The 18,932-nt window shown below is 72.0% G+C and carries 23 protein-coding genes; 12 read left to right on the top strand and 11 right to left on the bottom strand.

The window, feature by feature from the left end; genetic code table 11:
• The first annotated feature begins 17 nt into the window (after positions 1 to 17).
• On the top strand, positions 18 to 1,535 hold the full coding sequence (locus DEJ22_RS05960) for a bifunctional hydroxymethylpyrimidine kinase/phosphomethylpyrimidine kinase (protein ID WP_258379497.1): 1,518 nt from the start codon (positions 18 to 20) through the stop codon (positions 1,533 to 1,535).
• A gap of 121 nt (positions 1,536 to 1,656) precedes the next feature.
• Here the strand turns inward: DEJ22_RS05960 and DEJ22_RS05955 are convergent, their stop codons facing one another.
• The 3 genes from DEJ22_RS05955 to DEJ22_RS05945 all read right to left on the bottom strand — a co-directional run bounded on the left by DEJ22_RS05955 (position 1,657) and on the right by DEJ22_RS05945 (position 3,087).
• The gene (locus tag DEJ22_RS05955; RefSeq protein ID WP_111225766.1) at positions 1,657 to 2,166 is read right to left on the bottom strand and encodes a metallophosphoesterase family protein; all 510 of its coding nucleotides are present in this window, start codon (positions 2,164 to 2,166) and stop codon (positions 1,657 to 1,659) included.
• Positions 2,163 to 2,651 (bottom strand): MarR family winged helix-turn-helix transcriptional regulator, encoded by a 489-nt coding sequence (locus tag DEJ22_RS05950; protein WP_111225765.1) that lies wholly within the window; start codon positions 2,649 to 2,651, stop codon positions 2,163 to 2,165. Before DEJ22_RS05950 ends, DEJ22_RS05955 begins: the two co-directional genes overlap by 4 nt.
• 139 nt (positions 2,652 to 2,790) lie before the next feature.
• The gene (locus DEJ22_RS05945) at positions 2,791 to 3,087 is read right to left on the bottom strand and encodes a GNAT family N-acetyltransferase (RefSeq protein ID WP_111225764.1); all 297 of its coding nucleotides are present in this window, start codon (positions 3,085 to 3,087) and stop codon (positions 2,791 to 2,793) included.
• A gap of 56 nt (positions 3,088 to 3,143) precedes the next feature.
• Between DEJ22_RS05945 and DEJ22_RS05940 the strand changes: the two genes are divergently transcribed.
• On the top strand, positions 3,144 to 3,791 hold the full coding sequence (locus DEJ22_RS05940) for an NADPH-dependent F420 reductase (protein ID WP_111225763.1): 648 nt from the start codon (positions 3,144 to 3,146) through the stop codon (positions 3,789 to 3,791).
• A gap of 456 nt (positions 3,792 to 4,247) precedes the next feature.
• Entirely contained in the window at positions 4,248 to 5,240 is a 993-nt protein-coding gene (locus DEJ22_RS05935) for a hypothetical protein (RefSeq protein ID WP_146241654.1), read from the top strand.
• 8 nt (positions 5,241 to 5,248) lie between these two features.
• Here DEJ22_RS05935 and DEJ22_RS05930 read toward each other — a convergent pair whose 3' ends face one another.
• On the bottom strand, positions 5,249 to 6,106 hold the full coding sequence (locus tag DEJ22_RS05930; protein WP_111225761.1) for a LysR substrate-binding domain-containing protein: 858 nt from the start codon (positions 6,104 to 6,106) through the stop codon (positions 5,249 to 5,251).
• Between the two features lie 121 nt (positions 6,107 to 6,227).
• Between DEJ22_RS05930 and DEJ22_RS05925 the strand changes: the two genes are divergently transcribed.
• Positions 6,228 to 7,550, top strand: a complete 1,323-nt coding sequence (locus tag DEJ22_RS05925; RefSeq protein WP_111225760.1) for an MFS transporter — start codon at positions 6,228 to 6,230, stop codon at positions 7,548 to 7,550.
• A gap of 206 nt (positions 7,551 to 7,756) precedes the next feature.
• Here DEJ22_RS05925 and DEJ22_RS05920 read toward each other — a convergent pair whose 3' ends face one another.
• On the bottom strand, positions 7,757 to 8,410 hold the full coding sequence (locus DEJ22_RS05920) for an NAD(P)-dependent oxidoreductase (RefSeq protein ID WP_111225759.1): 654 nt from the start codon (positions 8,408 to 8,410) through the stop codon (positions 7,757 to 7,759).
• Between the two features lie 90 nt (positions 8,411 to 8,500).
• On the opposite strand from DEJ22_RS05920, the gene DEJ22_RS05915 reads away from it, so the two are divergent.
• The 4 genes from DEJ22_RS05915 to DEJ22_RS05900 all read left to right on the top strand — a co-directional run bounded on the left by DEJ22_RS05915 (position 8,501) and on the right by DEJ22_RS05900 (position 13,151).
• A complete protein-coding gene (locus DEJ22_RS05915; RefSeq protein ID WP_181430634.1) occupies positions 8,501 to 8,863 on the top strand; it encodes a winged helix-turn-helix transcriptional regulator in 363 nt (120 codons plus the stop codon).
• Positions 8,864 to 8,991: 128 nt separating this feature from the next.
• Complete coding sequence (locus DEJ22_RS05910) at positions 8,992 to 10,020, top strand: NADPH:quinone reductase (RefSeq protein ID WP_111225758.1); 1,029 nt, start codon at positions 8,992 to 8,994, stop codon at positions 10,018 to 10,020.
• Positions 10,021 to 10,123: 103 nt separating this feature from the next.
• Positions 10,124 to 10,996 carry a patatin-like phospholipase family protein gene (locus tag DEJ22_RS05905; RefSeq protein ID WP_111225757.1) on the top strand — a complete coding sequence of 291 codons (873 nt, stop codon included), beginning with the start codon at positions 10,124 to 10,126 and terminating at the stop codon, positions 10,994 to 10,996.
• Between the two features lie 64 nt (positions 10,997 to 11,060).
• Positions 11,061 to 13,151, top strand: coding sequence for a S9 family peptidase (locus DEJ22_RS05900; protein ID WP_111225756.1), 2,091 nt, complete (start codon positions 11,061 to 11,063; stop codon positions 13,149 to 13,151).
• A gap of 45 nt (positions 13,152 to 13,196) precedes the next feature.
• On the opposite strand, the gene DEJ22_RS05895 is transcribed toward DEJ22_RS05900, so the two are convergent.
• Positions 13,197 to 14,390 carry an acyl-CoA dehydrogenase family protein gene (locus tag DEJ22_RS05895; RefSeq protein WP_111225755.1) on the bottom strand — a complete coding sequence of 398 codons (1,194 nt, stop codon included), beginning with the start codon at positions 14,388 to 14,390 and terminating at the stop codon, positions 13,197 to 13,199.
• 63 nt (positions 14,391 to 14,453) lie between these two features.
• Between DEJ22_RS05895 and DEJ22_RS05890 the strand changes: the two genes are divergently transcribed.
• The 3 genes from DEJ22_RS05890 to DEJ22_RS05880 all read left to right on the top strand — a co-directional run bounded on the left by DEJ22_RS05890 (position 14,454) and on the right by DEJ22_RS05880 (position 16,083).
• Positions 14,454 to 15,074 carry a QsdR family transcriptional regulator gene (locus DEJ22_RS05890; RefSeq protein WP_181430633.1) on the top strand — a complete coding sequence of 207 codons (621 nt, stop codon included), beginning with the start codon at positions 14,454 to 14,456 and terminating at the stop codon, positions 15,072 to 15,074.
• A 215-nt stretch (positions 15,075 to 15,289) separates the two neighbouring features.
• Positions 15,290 to 15,577, top strand: a complete 288-nt coding sequence (locus DEJ22_RS05885) for a hypothetical protein (protein WP_146241653.1) — start codon at positions 15,290 to 15,292, stop codon at positions 15,575 to 15,577.
• Entirely contained in the window at positions 15,574 to 16,083 is a 510-nt protein-coding gene (locus tag DEJ22_RS05880; protein ID WP_146241652.1) for a hypothetical protein, read from the top strand. The genes DEJ22_RS05885 and DEJ22_RS05880 overlap by 4 nt, the downstream gene beginning before the upstream one ends.
• 25 nt (positions 16,084 to 16,108) lie before the next feature.
• On the opposite strand, the gene DEJ22_RS05875 is transcribed toward DEJ22_RS05880, so the two are convergent.
• From DEJ22_RS05875 to DEJ22_RS05860, 4 genes are all read right to left on the bottom strand, one after another.
• Positions 16,109 to 16,546, bottom strand: a complete 438-nt coding sequence (locus DEJ22_RS05875; RefSeq protein ID WP_111225753.1) for a VOC family protein — start codon at positions 16,544 to 16,546, stop codon at positions 16,109 to 16,111.
• A gap of 79 nt (positions 16,547 to 16,625) precedes the next feature.
• On the bottom strand, positions 16,626 to 16,805 hold the full coding sequence (locus DEJ22_RS05870) for a VOC family protein (protein WP_349775159.1): 180 nt from the start codon (positions 16,803 to 16,805) through the stop codon (positions 16,626 to 16,628).
• Positions 16,802 to 17,083 carry a VOC family protein gene (locus DEJ22_RS05865; protein ID WP_220033752.1) on the bottom strand — a complete coding sequence of 94 codons (282 nt, stop codon included), beginning with the start codon at positions 17,081 to 17,083 and terminating at the stop codon, positions 16,802 to 16,804. Before DEJ22_RS05865 ends, DEJ22_RS05870 begins: the two co-directional genes overlap by 4 nt.
• Positions 17,080 to 17,235 (bottom strand): DUF8730 family Cys-rich protein, encoded by a 156-nt coding sequence (locus DEJ22_RS05860; RefSeq protein WP_181430632.1) that lies wholly within the window; start codon positions 17,233 to 17,235, stop codon positions 17,080 to 17,082. Before DEJ22_RS05860 ends, DEJ22_RS05865 begins: the two co-directional genes overlap by 4 nt.
• Positions 17,236 to 17,335: 100 nt before the next feature.
• On the opposite strand from DEJ22_RS05860, the gene DEJ22_RS05855 reads away from it, so the two are divergent.
• On the top strand, positions 17,336 to 17,548 hold the full coding sequence (locus DEJ22_RS05855; protein WP_146241651.1) for a hypothetical protein: 213 nt from the start codon (positions 17,336 to 17,338) through the stop codon (positions 17,546 to 17,548).
• A gap of 245 nt (positions 17,549 to 17,793) precedes the next feature.
• Here DEJ22_RS05855 and DEJ22_RS05850 read toward each other — a convergent pair whose 3' ends face one another.
• A complete protein-coding gene (locus tag DEJ22_RS05850) occupies positions 17,794 to 18,675 on the bottom strand; it encodes a toll/interleukin-1 receptor domain-containing protein (protein WP_111225751.1) in 882 nt (293 codons plus the stop codon).
• Positions 18,676 to 18,932: the final 257 nt, after the last annotated feature.

Genomic DNA, 18,932 nt, shown 5'->3' with positions numbered 1-18,932 from the left:
CGCCGCGGGTACCGCGCGTGCTGAGCATCGCGGGCACGGACCCGACGGGCGGGGCGGGCCTGCAGGCGGACCTCAAGTCGATCGCCGCCCACGACGGCTACGGCATGGGCGTCGTGACGGCGCTCGTCGCGCAGAACACCCGCGGCGTGCGGTCGGTGCACGTCCCCGACGCCGCCTTCCTCCGCGAGCAGCTCGACGCGGTGTCGGACGACGTCGTCGTCGACGCCGTGAAGACCGGCATGCTCGGCACGGTCGAGGTCGTCCGGACCGTCACCGACTGGCTCCGCGCACACCGGCCGCCCGTGGTCGTCGTCGACCCGGTCATGGTCGCCACGAGTGGTGACCGGCTGCTCGACGAGGCCGCCGCGACGGCGATGGGCGACCTGCTCGCCGTCGCCGACCTCGTGACCCCGAACCGGGCCGAGCTGACGGAACTGGCGGCGCTCGCCGGCGCGGACGCACCCGCCGGAACGGGCGCGCCGACCGACCCACCGACAGCCGCAGCAGCCCCAGCAGCAGCACCGTCGGCGACGATCGCCGCCGCCCGACGCGTCGCCCGCCGCTGGGACGTCCTGGTGCTGGCCAAGGGCGGACACGACGCCGGACCGACCTCGGACGACGTGCTCGTCGGCCCGGACGGCGTGCTGCGCACCTTCCGAGCGCCGCGGATCGCCACCACGAACACGCACGGGACGGGCTGCTCGCTGTCGAGTGCGATCGCGACGCTGGCCGCCCGCGACGGCGACTGGGAGCTCGCGGTCGACGGCGCGAAGACGTGGCTGACCACGGCACTCCGGGGCGCGGACGCGCTGCACGTGGGCACGGGCAACGGCCCGGTCGACCACGGCGCGGCCGTCCGTGCCGCGCTGCCGCCGGTGTCGTGGACGGACCGCTGGTGGACCGACGTGCGGGACACCCTCGACGAGACCGTCGCCTGCGACTTCCTCGTCGGGCTCCGCGACGGCACGCTCGACGAGGACGTCTTCGCCGGCTACCTCGCGCAGGACGTCCACTACCTGCGGGCGTACGAGCGGCACCTCGCGCGGCTCGCGGAGGTGTCGACCGGTGGTGCGGCGGCCTTCTGGGCGTCCGCCGCGCAGGGCTGCGCGGACGAGGCCCGCGAGCTGCACCACCGCCGGCTCGCCGGTTCGCACGCCGACGACCCCGTGCACCCGACCTGCGCCGGCTACCTCGCCCACCTGCAGGACGCCGCCGACAGCGGCTCGCCGGCGGTCCTCGCCGCCGCGGTGCTGCCGTGCTTCCGCGTGTACGCCTGGGTCGGCACGCAGCTCGGCCACGCCCCGGACGGGCACCCGTTCGCGGACTGGCTCGGCGCGTACGGCGACCCGGCCTTCGCGGCGGCGAGCGCCGAGGCGACCGCGCGGGTCGAGGAGCTCGCCGCAGCGGCGGACGCTGCGGAGCGCGGCCGGATGGCCCGGGCGCACCGCCGGTCCACCGCGTGGGAACTCGCGTTCTTCCGCATGCCGACCGACCGGACCGTGACCGGTGTGACCGCACGACACACGGCGGTCTGAACGGGCAGTGCGCGCGACCACCGCACCGGACGGCGGACGGGAGGCACGGGGCCGGCTGGATCCGCGCCTCCCGTCCGACGTCGGGACCGCGGGCACGACGCCGCCCGCGGGCACGACGTGCTCAGCGGGCGGTCGGCGGCAGGCGGACGAGCTCGACCGTCAGGTCCCGCCCGTCCACCGTGCCCCGCATCCAGGTGAAGTCGGGCTGTCGTCGGCGGTCCGTCGGCGACCCGGGGTTGAGCAGCCGCATGCCGGAGGGCGCGACGGAGTCCCACGGGATGTGCGAGTGCCCGAACACGAGCACGTCGGTGTCCGGGTACGCCGCGTCCGCTCGGCGCTCGCGGCCCGTGGCGGCACCGGTCTCGTGCACGAGCGCGAAGCGCAGGTCCTCGACCGTGAAGCGGGCGACGAGGGGCAGCCGGTCGTCGAACCCGGGACCGTCGTTGTTGCCGCGGACCCCCTCGAACCGGCGGGACCGCCCCTGCACGGCGTCGAGCGTCGCGATGTCCACCCAGTCCCCCGCGTGCACGACGAGGTCCGCCGCGTCGACGTCCGACCACAGCGCGGCGGGCAGGTCCTTCGCGCGCTTCGGCAGGTGGGTGTCGGAGAGCAGGACGAACGAGGTCGTCACGACGCCGCGCGGTCGTCCGGTGTGGCGCGTGCGGGCATCGGCAGCCCGGCCTCGTCGGCGGCGCCGAGACGTTCGAGCAGCCCGGCCAGGAGCGCGATGTCGTCGTCCGACCAGTCGGCGAGCCGTTCCTCGAGCGCGTCGCGGTGGAGCCGTACGGAGCGTTCGAGCGCGGCCCGGCCGGCGTCCGTGGCCTCGAGCGGCTTGGCGTTCCCCGAGCCGCCGTCCGTCGTGCGGACCAGCCCGGCGGCCAGGAGGCCGGACAGTTGCCGCGAGATCGTCGACCGGTTGAGGCGCAGGTAGCGGGCGATGTCGATGGCCATGCAGCCGGGGTGCTGCACGACGAAGTCGACGAGGGACTGGTCCACGACGCTGAGCACGAGGTCGTCGCCGCGGGCCCGGATGCTCGCGCGGCGCGTGATGCGGGCGAGTTCGGTGTAGGCGCGGCCGATGTCGCTGTTGCGGACGTCCGAGCTCGGGCTGCTCATCGCGGTCTCCAGCCTGTCACTGCGTGCGTCGGGTGCCCGACGCTGGTGGGTGCAGCCACCCTACCGGCGGCCACGTCCCGATCCCGCTCACCCGAGCGGTCGGGTCCGGCGGCGACGCTGCGGCCGGACGGCGGGTGCCTCAGTCCGCGGCGCCGCGGCTGAGCAGGTCGGCCTTCTCCGGGTGCTCGTCGAACCACTTGCCGACGAACCAGCACATCGGGACGATGCGCTTCGTGGTCCGGGTCTCCACGTCCGCGACGGCGTGCTCGACGAGCGCTGCCGCGTAGCCGTGGCCGCGGTGCGCCGGGACCGTGTACGTGTGCGGGAACGACACGGCGTCGTGCCCGGCCCGGTAGTCGAGCACGCTCACGAGCTCGCCGTCGACGTACATCGCGTAGCGGTCGCGGTCGGCTTCGTCGCGGAACTCGTGGGCCATGCGGCCATCATGCACCCGTGGGGAATGCGTCGTCCGGAGCCGCGTTGCACGCACACATGACCACCATCGGCATCATCGGAGCAGGCAACATCGGATCCCAGCTCGCGCGCCTCGCGGTGCGGCACGGCCACGACGTCGTGATCGCCAACTCGCGCGGCCCCGAGACGCTGCAGGGGCTCGTCGAGGAGCTCGGCGAGCACGCCCGCGCGGCGACCCGCGACGAGGCCGCGGCCGCCGGCGACATCGTCGTCGTGACGACCCCGCTCGCCGCGATCGAGACCATCCCCGTCGAGCCCCTCGTCGGCAAGGTCGTGATCGACACGAACAACTACTACCCGCAGCGCGACGGCCACATCGCGGCCCTCGACGACGAGACGACGACCACGGCCGAGCTGTTGCAGGACCACCTGCAGGGCGCGCGCGTCGTGAAGGCGTTCAACCACATCGCCGCGCCGGCCCTCACCGACGAGGCGACGCCGGCGGGCACCCCCGACCGTCGCGCGCTCGTGGTGGCCGGTGACGACGCCGAGGCCAAGCGCGTGGTGTCCGACCTGATCGACGCCTTCGGCTTCGACGTGGTCGACGCGGGTCCGCTCACCGAGGGCTGGCGCATCCAGCGCGACACCCCCGGCTACGTGACGCGCTTCACCGCGGACGAGCTCCGCGCCAAGCTCACCGAGGCGAAGCGCTACCGCGACATGTAGACCGCACCGCACCGTGCGGACGAGGGCGGTCCCGCAGCGCCATCGCGCTGCGGGACCGCCCTCGTCACGTTCCGGAGCGGGAGCGCGGGCGCGACCCCGGAACTGGGGCTGCGCAGGAGTGCATGCACGCGGATAGAACTGACGATGGATCAGCAGAGCGAGGGAGCACGAGTGGCGTCGCACCGCATGTCGGACCGGGACCGGCCGCGTCGAGCCGTCCCCGCGTGGGTTGTCGCACCCCCGGAGGACCCGACGGGGCCGGCGACACGGCACGCCCCCGCCACGCACGTCGCGGCAGCCACCACGCACGGCGCTGCTGGTGCTGGTGCTGGTGCTGCTGCTGGTGCCGCTGCTGGTGCCGCTGGGACCGTCACGCAGGAGCCCGCCGCAGACACCCCGGCGGCCGGGAGCGCGTCCGCGTCGGTCGCACCGACGGGCCCGCTCCCCGACGGCCACGTGCCCGACTACCCGCCGCAGGAGCACCTGCTCCCGCCGGCGCCGACCTCACCGACCGTGCAGGTCGCACCGTTCGACACGGCGCCGTTGCCGGTGTCGCCCGTCGACCTCGCCGCCGACGGACCGGCCGCGTCGATCCGGCAGGAGCGCCTGCGGGGACCGCTCGCGCCCCCGTCCGACCCGGCGCACCCCGCGGCCGCAGCCGCTGCGCAGGCACCGGTGCAGCCCGCCGCACCGGCCGCGCCCGTGGTGGGACAACCGCGCTTCTCGGTGCCCGGTCTCGAGCACGTCCTGGTCGAGGGCACCGAGCCCGAGCCCTCCGGCCCGATCGGGTACCGGACGCCGGCCCGGTTCGCCCGACAGCAGGCACCGCGCCCGACCGTGGTGGAGTCCGCTCCGACCCCGTTCGACGCGGTGATCGCCCCGCCCGCGTCCGCACTCACCGACGCGGCCGCACCGCTGTCGACGGAGGTGTTCCCCGGTGTCGGCGGCGGTGCCGCGGCGGGCGCACCGGCACCGGCACCGTCCATCGGCGGGCGGGTGACCGCAGCCGACGTCCCGACGCCCGGCGCGGCCTCCGGCTCCTCCGAGACGGCGGCGGGCGGCTCCGACGGGGCCGGGTCGGACCTCCCGACCGAACGCCGGGAGCGCCGTGACCGCGGCCGCTCCGCCATCGGTGCGACGCCGGCAGCCGCCCTCGGCGCGGTCACCGCCGTGGGTACGCTCGGACTCGCCGCCTGGTGGTTCACCGCCCCCGCCGCGGTGCACGTCACCGGACTGGTGCTCGGTGTGCTCGCGCTCGTGTTCTCCTGTGCTGCGCTCCGCCACCCCGCCACGACGTGGCAGCGGCCGCTGGGGCTCCTCGGTGCGGTGCTCGGCGGCGTCGGGACCCTCGTGCTCCTCTGGGCCGTGGCCGCGGCGCTGCTGCCGCTCGCCGGGGTGACGCTGCCCGACCTCACCGGCACCGGCACCACGCCGACCCTGGCGCCGTAGGCCGACCCTCAGACCGCGCGCACGACCCCGCGCGACAGGATCGCGCTCGTCAGGGCGTCGATCGGCTCGCGCTGCACGGTCGGGTTCGCGATGAGCACGTAGTCGACCGCCGGCAGGTCCGGCAGGGACAGCCGCTGCGACACCTTCACCAGATCGGCGGGGATGAGCGAGTGCGGGAAGACCGCGACGCCGATGCCCGCCCGCACCGCCGCCAGGACGCCGTTGACGTCGCGGGTGTTGCACGTGATCCGCCAGGTCCGTCCGGCGGACTCGAGCGCGTCGATGGCCATCTGCCGGCTGATGCTCGGCGCCTGGTAGACGATGAGCGGGACGGGCTCGCCCGACTCGAGCGCGATGCCGTCCTGGGCCATCCACACCATCTGGTCGGTCGCGACCCGGGTGCCCTCGGCGGACTCCCCCGCGGTCTGCTTGATGAAGACGAGGTCGAGCTGCCCCGCGTGCACCCGGCGCAGGAGCGGCGCGGACTGGTTCACCGTGAGCTCGAGGTCGACCTGCGGGTGCAGCCGCCGGAAGTCGCGGAGGATGCGCGGCAACTGGGTGATCGCGAGGTCGTCGGCCGCGCCGAAGCGCAGTCGTCCCCGGGCCGCCGCCCCGGAGAAGTACGCGTCGGCGGTGGCGTGCGCCGCGAGGATGGAGCGTGCGAACCCGGCCATCGCGTCACCGTTGTCGGTGAGCGCCACACCACGGGTGTCGCGGGCCACGAGCGTGCGTGCGACGGCGGTCTCCAGGCGTCGGACGTGCTGCGACACCGTCGGCTGGCTGATGCCGAGGCGCTGACCCGCGAGCGTGAAGCTGCCGGTCTCGGCGACCTCGAGGAACGTCCGGAGCAACACGGGATCGAGCACGGCCCACCTCATTCGACATCGCAATGGAGTGATAGCCACGATAGGGGTGTCGAATGACCTGCCGCCACGTAGTTTCACATGGGTACCGATCCCACCAGCGACGATCCGGAGCCCCACCACCGTGAGTGCGTCATCGACGACCCTCCCTCCGCCCACCGAACCCCTGCCGGTCCAGTCCGAGCGCCCACCCTGGCGGCACACCCTCATCGCCCTCTCCGTGCCGAACTTCCGGTTGTTCACGGCGACGAACCTCGTCGCGATGACCGCCGGGTGGATGCAGCGGATCGCCCAGGACTGGCTCGTGCTGCAGCTCACGGGCTCGGTCGCGCAGGTCGGCATCACCGTCGCCTGCCAGTTCGCGCCGATGCTGCTGTTCGGCCTCTGGGGCGGGGTGCTCGTCGACCGGTTCTCGAAACGCGCGCTGATGATGCTCACGCAGGGCGCGTTCGCGGTGCTCTCCGCGCTGCTCGCGGTCCTCACACTGACCGGTGCGGTCGAGGCGTGGCACATCTGGGTGATCGCGTTCCTGGTCGGCATGGTGACCGTCATCGACAACCCGGCGCGCCAGGTCTTCGTCACGGAGATCGTCGGGCACCAGCACCTGCGGAACGCCATCAGCGTCAACTCGAGCGTGTTCCAGCTCGGCGGGATGATCGGACCGGCACTCTCCGGGGCGCTGCTCGTCGCGGTCGGTGCGGGCTGGTCGTTCGGGGTGAACGCGGTCGCCTGCGTCGCCGTCGTCGTGACGCTCGGGTTCCTCCGGACCTCCGAGCTGCACCGGACCCCGCCCGCTCCGCGGTCGAAGGGGCAGCTCGTCGAGGGCCTCCGCTACGCCGTCCGGAAGCCCACCATCCTGGTGCCGGTGGTCCTGATGGCGTTCTTCTCGGTGTTCGCGCTGACGATGCCGGTGCTGCTCTCGGCCTTCGCGTCCGAGGTGTACGACGTCGGTGCAGGCGGCTACGGCGTGTTCAACTCCGCCGTCGCGGTCGGCGCCCTCGCCGGGGCCCTGCTCTCGACGCGGCGCGCGACGGTGCGGCTCCGGACGATCGTCGGCGGGGTGTTCTGGACGGGCGTGCTGCTCGCCGTGAGCGGTTCGATCCCGGCCATCGCGCCGTTCACCGTCGCACTGGTCGCCGTCGGCATGTCGCAGCTGCTGTTCATGACGGCGTCCAACTCGCTCGTGCAGCTGTCGTCGAACGTCGCCATCCGCGGCCGGGTGATGTCGCTGTACGTGCTCGTCCTGCTCGGCGGTCAGGCGCTCGGCGGCCCGCTCATGGGTCAGGTCGTCGACCACTTCGGGGCGCACGTCGGCATGGTGGTCGCCGGGGGCGTGCCCGCCGTCGCCGCCGGGGTCGTGGGTCTCGTGCTCGCACGTCGGGGTGGGCTGCACCTGGCGGTGCGGATGCGGCACCACGTGCCGCTGCCGGCGATCGAGCACCGGTAGCGCGGCGCGGCGGCGCCGGATCGAACCACGTTTCCGACATCGAACCGACCTGTCGGCCTGGTTCGATGTCGGGATCATGGTTCGGCGCGAGGCAGCTGTGCGCGGGCGCGACGCACCACGTGACGGACGGGAGGCACGGTGCGAGCCCGCACCGCGCCTCCCGTCCGTCAGCCGGTTCCGTCAGCCGGTCGCGTCGGCCGCTCGCGTCAGTACGCGACGCCGAAGCGCGCGCGGTGGTGGGCCGGCGAGGCGATCTCGTCGACGAAGGCGATCGCGAAGTCGTCACCGGAGATGTCCGAGCCGCCGTCGGCGTCGGTGAGGAGCAGGTCGTCCGTCGTGCGGTACGAGCCCGTGCGCTCGCCGGGGTTGTACCCGCCGAAGGCCGCGGCCGGGCTCACGTAGAACCAGTCGACGTCGCCGGTGTACGCGCCGGAGCGCAGACGGTCGAGGATCTCGCCGTGGCTCTTCGCCTCGCCCTTGAAGGCGTCCGGGAACTCCGGGGTGTCGAACAGCGCCGGACCGCCCTCGGCGACGAGCAGCGAGCCGGCACCGCCGACGATGCCGAGACGAGCGCCGGCAGCGGCAGCCGCGTCGACGAAGTGCTGGAACTTGTCCTTGAGCTCACTGCCGTCCGCCTGGACCGCGTGCAGCGAGACCACGACGACGTCGGCGCCCTTCGTGACGTCCGACACGAACGCCTCGTCGAAGGCGTCGCCCTGCGCGAGGGTGAGCCCCTCGGCGGCGTCGAGCTTGGAGGTGTCGCGGGCGACGGCGGTGACGGTGATGCCGCGGGACAGGGCCTCGCGGACGATGGCGGAGCCGGCGTACCCGGTGCCGCCGAAGACGACGATGTTGGTCATGAGTGTCCTTCCGTGACTGGTGCAGCCGACCGTACTCGCGTTACTCTCTTATGGGAAGTAGGCACCTCGCAGTGCGTAACGGAGGTCAGGATGTCGGCGATCGATTACAGCCCCTACGCGGCGGACTGCCCCTCGCGGCAGCTGCTCGACCGCATCGGCGACCGGTGGAGCGTGCTGACCATCGGGTCGCTCGTCGACGGTCCCCAGCGCTACTCCGTCATCGCGAACCGGGTGCAGGGCGTGTCGCAGAAGATGCTCACGCAGACGCTCCGAGCGCTCGAGCGGGACGGGCTCGTGACGCGCACGGTCTTCGCCGAGATCCCACCGCGGGTCGAGTACGAGCTCACCGAGCGAGGGCGCTCCCTGCGCACCGTGCTCGAGCCCCTCGAGGACTGGGCGACCTCGCACATGGCCGACGTTCAGGACTCGCGCGACGCCTACGACGCGCGCTGACACGCGCGGGTACGGACCGACGCCCGCTGACACGCGCGGCTACGGACCGACGCCCGCTGACACGCGCGGGCACCGACCGCTGACGGTCCCCAGGAAGACCGGGCGGCCCCCGGGTGTTGCCTGGTCACATGCGATCGATCGTCTACACGAAGCCCGGTGACAGCAGCGTCCTCGACCTGGTCGAGCGGGAGGTACCGCAGCCCGGCCCCGGCGAGGTCCGCGTCCGCGTCGTCGTCTCGGGCGTCAACCCGACCGACTGGAAGGCCCGTGCCGGGGGCACCTACGGCGACGGTCTGCCCTTCCCGGAGATCACCCCGAACCAGGACGGCGCCGGCGTGGTCGACGCCGTCGGCGAGGGCGTCGACACCCTGGCCGAGGGCGACCGCGTCTGGCTCTACATGGCCGCCGCGAGCCGCCCCACCGGCACCGCGCAGGAGTTCACCGTGGTCCCGGCCGAACGCGCGGTCCCGTTGCCCGAGGGCACGACCTTCGACGTCGGCGCCTCGCTCGGCGTCCCCGCGATGACCGCACACCGCGCGCTGACCACCCACGAGGACGGCCCGTCGCGGCTGTCCCCCGGCGCGCTCGAGGGGCGCACGGTCCTGGTCGCCGGCGGCGCCGGAGCCGTCGGCCACGCGGCGATCCAGCTCGCCCGGTGGGCCGGCGCGACGGTCGTCACCACGATCAGCTCGGACGCGAAGGCCGCCCTCGCGACCGCGGCCGGCGCGCACCACACCGTGAACTACCGCGACGAGGACGCCGCCGCACGCATCCGCGAGATCGCCCCGGACGGCGTCGACATCGTCGTCGAGGTCTCGATCCCGCAGAACGCGCAGCTCGTCGCGGACGTCCTGGCGAACCACGGCGTCGTGTCGATCTACGCGAACAACGGCGGCGACGAGGCGACGCTCCCGATCCGCCCGAACATGTCGGTGAACGCCCGCTACCAGTTCCTGCTGCTCTACACGATCGGTGCCGAGGCACTGTCCGCCGCCGCGGAGGACGTCACCGCAGCACTCCGCGACGGCGTGCTGCCCGTCGGGGAGGACGCCGGGCTGCCCCTCGTCCGCTTCGCGCTCGAGGACACCGCCGCCGCCCACGACGCGGTCGAGGGCGACGCGGTCGGCAAGGTCCTCATCGACGTCGCGTCCGCGTAGGACCACCGAGCGGTCGGTGACGACCAGGTGACGGACGGGAGGCGCGTGGCGGCCGTGCCACGCGCCTCCCGTCCGTCCGTCGGCCACCTGGTACACAGGTGACATGACGGACATCGCCAGCCCCACGCCCGGAACCAGAGCACTCGTCCTCGGCGGAGGCGGCGTCGCCGGCATCGCGTGGGAGGTCGGAGTGCTCTCCGCCCTGCAGGACGCAGGGGTCGACCTCGACGCCGCGGACCTCGTCGTGGGCTCGAGCGCCGGGAGCGTCGTCGGGGCGTTCGTCCGCGCCGGCGCCGTCACGCAGGCGTTCGAGCAGCAGCACGCTCCGCTGCCGAGCACCTACGTCGAGCCGGAGCGGATCGCCGGCGAGGACTTCCAGGAGCGACTCGTCCAGGTCCTGGCCGGCGCGACCTCGGAGCAGGACGCCCGCGCGCGGCTCGGCGCCGCCGCCCAGCAGGTCGTGACGGGCCAGTCCGACGACGAGCGCACCGCGACGTTCGCGGAGACGCTGCCCTCGACCGAGTGGCCGGAGAAGCCGCTCGGTGTCACGACCATCGACGCGGTCGACGGGACCTTCAAGGTGCTCACCGCGACCACCGGTGTGCCGCTCCCCCGTGCGGTCGCCGCCAGCTGCTCGGTGCCGTTCGTCTGGTCGCCGGTGCACATCGACGGCGTGCCGCACATCGACGGTGGCCTCCGCTCGGCCACGAACGCCGACGTCGTCGCCGGGCACGAGCGCGTGCTCGTCGTCGCCTGCGGGCCGGAGGGTCCGTCGCCGCTCGGGCCGTGGCTCGACCTGGCGGTGGAGTCCCTGCGGGCCGGCGGGAGCTCGGTCGAGACCATCGTCGCCGACAGCGGTGCGCAGCACGCGTTCGGCGACGACTCCCTGTCACTGTCGACGCAGGCACCGTCGGCGACCGAGGGGCGGCGGCAGGGCGAGGCCGTGGCCGAGGCGATCGCGGCGTTCTGGGCCTGAGCCGCTCCTCCACGGATCCAGTGGGGGCTGTTGCAGACTGCACGTGTCGCCGTAGCGTGAGGGCATGACGACGCCGTTCTCGGACCTGGACCAGTTCATCGCGCTCCCCCGCGTCGACGGGATCGCGCTCAGTCCGGACGGGCAGCGGGTCGCACTGACGGTGAGCACGCTCCGCCCCGACGCCACCGCGTACCGCCGTGCCGTGTGGTCGGTGCCGACGACCGGTGACGGTCGCCCGGCCCGTCTCACCCGGAGCGCGACGGGCGAGTCCGGCCCGGCCTTCACCCGGAACGGCGACCTGCTGTTCGTCTCCGGCCGCCCCGACGCGGACGCTGACGACGACACCGCACAGCTCTGGCTGCTGCCGGCCGCTGGCGGCGACGCCCGCCCGGTCACCCGACTGGCGGGAGGCGCGGGTGGCGTCGTCGCGACCGCCAGCGACGCCGACGTGGTCGCGATCACCGCCGACCTGCTGCCGAGTGCGGCCGCCGGCGAGCGCGTCGGGGTCGTGACCCGGGACGCCGCGCTCCGGAAGCGCCGTGACGACGCGAAGGTGCACGCGATCCTGCACGAGACCTACCCGGTCCGGTACTGGGACCACGACCTCGGGCCCGGCGAGCCGCACGTGCTCGCGCTCGACCTCGGCGACCTCACGGAGCCGATCGCCTCGGAACCCGTCACCACCGACGCCAGCGCCGAGCGCCCGTCCGACGCCCCGGCCCCGTACCCGGCGCACCTGCCGGAACCGCTCGACGTCACCCCGACCCCGGGCCGCTCGTTCGACCACGTCTCCGGTGCACTCACCCCGGACGGCCGGACGCTCGTCGCAGCCGTCGGGGTACCGACCGCGCGCGGCCAGCGGAGCGCCGTCGTGTCGATCGACGTCGACACTGCAGCACGGACGCTGCTGTTCGACGAGCCGGGCGTCGACCACGAACTCCCCACGCTGTCCCACGACGGCACCACGATCGCCTGGGTGCGGACGGCGCGGTCGACCCCGGCCGGTGCGAACCAGCAGGAGGTCTGGGTCGCCGGCGTCGACGGCTCGGACGCCCGCCGGGTCGCGACCGACTGGGACCGCTGGCCCACCGAGCTCGTCTTCGCGCCCGACGACACCGCCGTGCTCGCCGTCGCCGACCAGGAGGGCCGCGCGCCGCTCTTCCGCATCCCGCTCGACGGCGGGGCCGTCGTCCAGCTGACCGACAACGACTGGGCGTACTCGGGTGTCCGTGTGTCGGCCACGAGCGGTGTCGTCGTGGCGCTCCGGGCCTCCTGGACGGCACCACTGCACCCGGTCCGGATCGACGCCGACGGCACGGTGACCGCCCTGCCGACCCCCGCGCCGCTGCCCGCGGTCCCCGGTCGGCTGGAGGAGGTCGAGACGACCGCCGCCGACGGCGCTCGCGTCCGCGGATGGCTCGTCCTGCCCGAGGGCGACGGGCCGCACCCGCTGCTGCTGTGGGTCCACGGCGGCCCGCTCAACTCCTGGAACCAGTGGTCGTGGCGGTGGACGCCGATGCTGGCGGCGGCCCAGGGGTACGCCGTGCTCCTGCCGGATCCGGCGCTGTCGACCGGGTACGGGCTCGACTTCGTCAACCGCGGGTGGAACGCCTGGGGCCGGGCGCCCTACACGGACCTCATGGCGATCACCGACGCCGTGGTCGCGCGGAACGACGTCGACGAGACCAGGACCGCCGTGATGGGCGGGTCGTTCGGCGGGTACATGGCGAACTGGATCGCCGGGCACACCGACCGGTTCCGGGCGGTCGTCACGCACGCCAGCCTCTGGGCGATGGAGCAGTTCGCCGGTACGACCGACTCGTCCGAGTACTGGCAGTCGATCTTCGACGAGCAGGGCCTGCGCGAGAACGACCCGCACCGGTTCGTCGCCGACGTCACGTCACCGGTGCTCGTGATCCACGGCGATCGCGACTACCGGGTGCCGATCGGCGAGGGGCTCCGGCTGTGGTCGGAGCTCGCGGAGCACCACGCCGCGGACGACGGCACGATGCCGCACCGGTTCCTGTACTTCCCCGACGAGAACCACTGGGTGCTGCAGCCGCAGCACGCGGTCGTCTGGTACCGGACGGTGTTCGCGTTCCTCGGGCAGCACGTGCTCAGCGAGGAGTGGGAGCGGCCGGAACTGCTCGGCTGACGCGGGACGGGCGGGCGCCGGTGCGTCCGCCCGTCCCGATCCTGCTCAGACGAATGCGGCCTCGCCGGTGATCGCCCGCCCGACGATGAGCGTGTTCACCTCGCGCGTGCCCTCGTACGAGTAGATCGCCTCGGCGTCGGAGAAGAACCGCGCGACGCCCTTGTCGAGCACGATGCCGTTGCCGCCCTGGACCTCGCGGCACCAGCCGACGGTCTCGCGCATCTTCGCCGTCGCGAAGGCCTTCGCCATCGCGGAGTGCTCGTCGCCGCCGATCCCCTGGTCCTGCATCGCCGACGCCTGGGTGCACAGCGCGATCGACGCCGTGATGTTCATGAGCGACCGGACGAGCAGGTCCTGGACCATCTGGTGCGCCGCGAGCGGCTTGCCGAACTGGATGCGCTGCTGCGCGTAGTGGAGTGCTGCCTCGTAGGCGCCGATCGCGATGCCGATGGCCTGCCAGGCGACCTCGGTCCGGGTGAGCCGGAGCACCGCGGCGGTCGTCCGGAACGAGTCCGCCCGCTGCAGCCGGCGCGACTCGGGCACCCGGACGCCGTCGAGGACGATGTCGGCGTTCTGCACGCTGCGCAGCGCGATCTTGTCCTCGATCTTCGTCGCGGTGAAGCCGGGGGTGTCGGTCGTGACGAGGAAGCCCTTGACCTGCTCGTCGGCCACGTCCTTCGCCCAGATGACGACGACGTCCGCGAAGGTCGCGTTGCCGATCCAGCGCTTCTCGCCGTCGAGCACCCACGTGTCGCCCTCGCGCCGGGCGGTGGTGCGGAGCCCGCGGGCCGAGTCACTGCCGGAGAGCGGCTCCGTCAGGCCGAACGCGCCGACGACCTCGCCACGGGCCATCCGCGGGAGCCACTCCTGCTGCTGCTCGTCGCTGCCGCCGACGGCGATGGAGTTCATCGCCAGACCGGACTGCACCCCGATGAACGTCGACACGCCGGCGTCGATCCGACCGAGTTCGAGCGCCGCCCAGCCGCGGTACACGGCCGAGTTCTCGAAGTGCCGCACGAGCGGGATGCCCGGCCCGTACATGCCGAGTTCGGCGAGCGGCGCGATGGTCTGCGTCGGGAACTCCGCCCGCGCCCAGTACTGGTCGGCGATCGGGCGCACCTCGGCCTCGAGGTACGCGCGCAGCTGCCCCAGCGACTCCCGCTCGCGGGGCGTGAGCCCCTCCTGGAACCGGTAGAAGTCGGACTCGAGCAGGGGCGTGTCGGTGATCGACGTTGACATGGCACCAACGATGCATCATTCTCAAAAACGTTGCAAGACCGGCGTCGGCACTCAGGGGGAACGGTGAGGAACGAACCACTCGGAACGCTCGGCTCGACGCTCGTCCCGAGCGCGCTGGCCGCCAGACTGGAGGCCCACGGCGACGCCCAGCGCGCGTTCCGTTCCGCACGCCGCGCGTTCATCGACGGTGCACGCATCGACATGGGGTCGCTCGCCGCGTCCCTCGGTGTCGACCGGACGTCGCTGTTCCGCTGGGTCGGCAACCGCGACCAGCTGCTCTCGGAGATCCTGTGGTCGCTGGCCGTCCCGACGCTCGACGCGGCGGGGCGGGCGGCGGCCCCGTCCGGCGCTGCGCGGATCGTCGACGTGCTCGACCACTTCACGGCGGACCTCATCCGGGCGCCGTACTTCCGCGCATTCCTGACCCGCGAGCCCACGCGGGCGCTCCGCCTGCTCACCACGACGGACAGCGACGTGCAGCGCCGGTTCGTGGCCGTCACGTCCTCCGTGATCGCGACCGAACAGGAAGCGGGGACGTTCGACCCGGCACCCCTGTCCGCCGAGGAGCTGGCGCGGCTGCTCGTCCGGGTCTCGGAGTCGTTCACCTACGCCGATCTGATCTCCGGCGACACCCCGGACCCCGAGCGCGCCCGGACGACGTTCGAGTACATCTTGCGGCCCTGACGCTCGAGCATCCTCACCCCCGACGGTCACGGATGGTCGCGGATGATCACCACGGTCGGTACGACGTGTCCGTCCCGTCGTCCGACGCGCTATCGTGAAGCGAGCCTTCGGCTCACCGGGGGGGGGGGGGGAAGCACGTCTGCTCTGGGCAGGCACGGAACGTCCTGCCGCAGGAGTGGGGGCACGGCGACCCTCTTGCGATCGTCGGACGAAACTTGAGTTCGGACCACCACGTCGATCCGACCGACCCCGACTTCAACGCGACGACCTTCGGCGTGGACGGGACCGTGGACGCTGAAGGCGGGCCTCTGTTGACGGGCGTGAAGGACCACGGCGTGCACACGACGGCAGGCAACGGCTACCTCGACCCGAACACCGAGTCGTTGCAAAACGTCGCACTCGCTACCACAGGCCAAGGAGACGCCGTGAGCCCGTACCTCCCGAAGGGCCCGACGCCCGTCGAGATCTTCAGTGGTGCGCCCGGAGGACTCGCATCACGATGACGATCACCAACAACACCACCAGATTGCTTGCCGCGATCGCGATCGCCACCTCGGCCGCGGTCATGTTCGTCGGCTGTACCGGAGGGACCACCATGAACGCCGCCCCGACGAAGGCCAGTGACGAAGCCAAGCATCTCGTCGTCGACATCGTCGACCGATCGACGGCTGCGCTCGGCGGCGAGTGGACGGTCCGAAGTGGTCCAGCCGTGCAGGCGTGTGCCCTCCCGTCCGGAGGCTCAGGCGCTGCATTCGCGTACATCGTCGACCGGGCGGCAGGTGGCGAGCCGACAGCAGACATCGGAAAGCTCAAGACCCTCTGGGAACGAGAGGGCGTCACCACCGAGGTCTACCAGAACGGCGGGTCGAACCCCGTCGGAGGAGTGCGCGGTACCGGCGGTCCGACGACCTCGATCGACCTCTACGCCGATCCGAAGGGCTACACGGTCGAGGGCCTGTCCGTCTGCACGGAGGGCGACGCTGCGGAGATGCAGCGCAACGGGGAGTAGCGCACGGCTCAGACCTCGCAGTGCGTCACCTCTGCGCGGCGAGTTCCAGGTTGATGTCGTCCGGGTCCTGCACTGACAGGATGACCATGCCGGCGTCGCCGAGGTCGGTGACCTCGCCGTGCTCGATGCCGGCGGCGTCGAGACGCTCGGCAGCAGCGTGCAGCTCGTCGACCGACCCGACGACGAAGCTCACGTGGTCGAGGCCGACCGTGTCCGGGTCGAAGCGCTGTCCGCTCGGGGCGACCGGACGCAGCCCGAAGAGCTGGTCGCCGACCGGGAAGATCGCACCGCCGTAGAGCCGCTCGCGGTCCTCGCTGATGCCGGGCTCGTCGATGTGGTCACTGAAGTCCATTGCGGGCGCGGTGCCGAGCAGCTGCTCGTAGAAGCCCTTGCTGCGGTGGATGTCGGTGACGGTGACCCGGACGTGTGCGAGGCCGAGGGGCTTGACGATCTGTTCACTCATGCACCAGAGCCAACGCCGTCAGACTGGGCGGCTCCGGGCAGCGTGCGGCTACTGGCCAGCACGGCCGCGCGCCGGCCGCTCAGGCGTCACACGGTCGTGGTGCCGCGAGCTCGAGGTTGATGTCGTCCGGGTCCTGCAGTGACAGGATGACCAGGCCGAACGGTTCGAGGTCCGTGACCGCTCCGTGCACGATGCCCGCCGCGCCGAGACGATCGACTGCGCCGTGCAGGTCGCCAACGGAGCGGACCCGCAGACTCACGTGGTCGAGACCGACCCGGTCGGGGTCGAAGCGGTCCCGGCGGGCGCCACCGGACGGAGCCCGAGCGTCTGCCCGTGGAACGTGAACGAGCACCCGCCGTAGGTCCGCCGCGGGTCGTCGTGGATCGTCGGGTCGTCGATCTGGTCGCTGGAGTCGCTCCCCGGCGGCATGCCGAACAGCTGCTGGTAGAAGGCCTTGCTCCGACGGATGTCCGTCACCGTGAGTCGGACGTGCGCGAACCCTTGCGGGTCGGCGATTCCCCCGTCGGCGGTGCTCACCGGAAGCCGGCGGCGTCGAAGACGTGCCGAGGGAGTCCGTGGCCCGTGCAGCGGTCCCGGCGACGGACACCGCGGAAGACGTCGCGGACGTGTTCCCCGCAGCCGGTCCACGAGGTCTTGCCGCACACCGGGCACTGGACGGACTCGCACATGGGACCGACGGTACGCACCGGCCCTGCCGGAGGGCACGAGGCAGTGTCCCCCGCACGCTCGACGGTCCGGAACACGCACTCCGCACTCCTCGCTCAGCTGATGCACACCTCGCCGGACACGGCCACTCCGTACTCCGCCCTCACATGGGGTGAGCAAGTCGTCATCCGCGGCGAGGCCGACCGGCAGGGCGTCACGCCCGAAGCGCTGTACGCCGCGCAGCTCGCCGCCGTCGCCGAGCACCAGACCGCAGAGCGGGCACGCATCGCCAGCACCGAAGCCATCGCCGCAGCCATCCGCGACGCACGCCGATGACGCACACCACCGACCGTCCGGCATACCCGGCTGCCGTTACCAACTACCCGCGCCCGAAACCGCACCCGCTGACACATGGCTAGGTCCGAAAGCCCGAAGATTCGTTGCGGCGCGGGACTCGTCGAATCGACAGTCTAGTATCCCCGCCCATGTGGAAGCCCGCCCCGGGCCCGAGCGCTGCGGCGCGGGGAATCAGCGCCCCCGCGGATGCGCCCGCAAAATCCATCTAGCCTCGGCTTTCTGGGTCAAAACGGTTCGTCCCGGATTTCGAGTTCGTCTATGGCATAGCCTTGCCTACCTTCCGACGTAGACACAACAACGTCCATAACGTTATCTGATCGGTTATAGACGACGTCCTGCACGTACCCGACGAAAGATTCATCTCGATAAGCGGGCCTCCCGTGCAGACCCGCGGAGAGCTCAAAAGCCTCTTTGTCCCGAGATGCGATGAACGCATTCACGGCTTGTCGCGCGGCCCCGAGCTTGGCTACGGCAAGTGCCGGGCTTCCGCCGGTGACGGGGAGCGCGGCCTGGTAAACGAAAGGGTTGCCCTGGTTTCGGTCGCGTAACAGATCGAGTATCTCGTCAATCTTGTCTTCCACGGTGCGCGGCCCTGCCGGCTCGCGCGGTGGAACAGCCTCGGTCGAAGCAGTCTTCACGGCATCCTTGGTCGCTTCTTCCAATGCGGGCCAGCGCAGGTTGAACTGCTTTTCCAATCGCTCCTTGTCCAGGGGTCGATCCGCCCCGTCATTGATCGTCGCGACCATCTTCAGCATGTCGTCTTGATCCGAGAAGTGCGTCATTTGAAACCCCTTCATCGGACCCTGATAGTCGGCAGTCTTCATACCGACGAACACCGAGCAGAGTCGCTTTGCGGTTGGCAGCGTGCGCAGCGCTCCGGCTTCGTAATTGAGCCAAGGCTCGTCTTTATTCATGGGCGTGATGAAGAGCACGCCCACGGTCGAGTCCGCAAGGTTCTTGTGGATGGTCTCAAACCAGGCGTCCCCTTTCGTGGTCTCCGTTGAGATATAAACATCTGCCTCTTGGATGACGTCGGGCAGCCATTTAGCGAATTCCAGCGCAACCGCTCGGCTAGCGTCTTTCGACCAGCTCACGAAAACCTTCACATCGAGAGTCTAGCCCGATGCCATGCCCCCCAATGCAGCGGCGCGGACGGCGGCTTCCGCACCCGCGACACCCGATGTTCCAGTTCTTCTGGAGGCACAACTCAAATCCTGCTTGCGGTCGCGGTCACCATTCGTCGCTCGCCGTTCCGACACTCGCCGCATTCGACGGTCCCGCGAGAAGGCTGGCCCCTCCCCACCCCGTGCGTCCTGATCGGGACGGCATAGCGCCTGAGTGTGCGCCTCGTAAGCCCTCTGGT

The organism is Curtobacterium sp. MCSS17_007 (assembly GCF_003234175.2).
Lineage (GTDB): Bacteria > Actinomycetota > Actinomycetes > Actinomycetales > Microbacteriaceae > Curtobacterium.
This window is presented reverse-complemented; position numbering and strand designations above follow the sequence as displayed.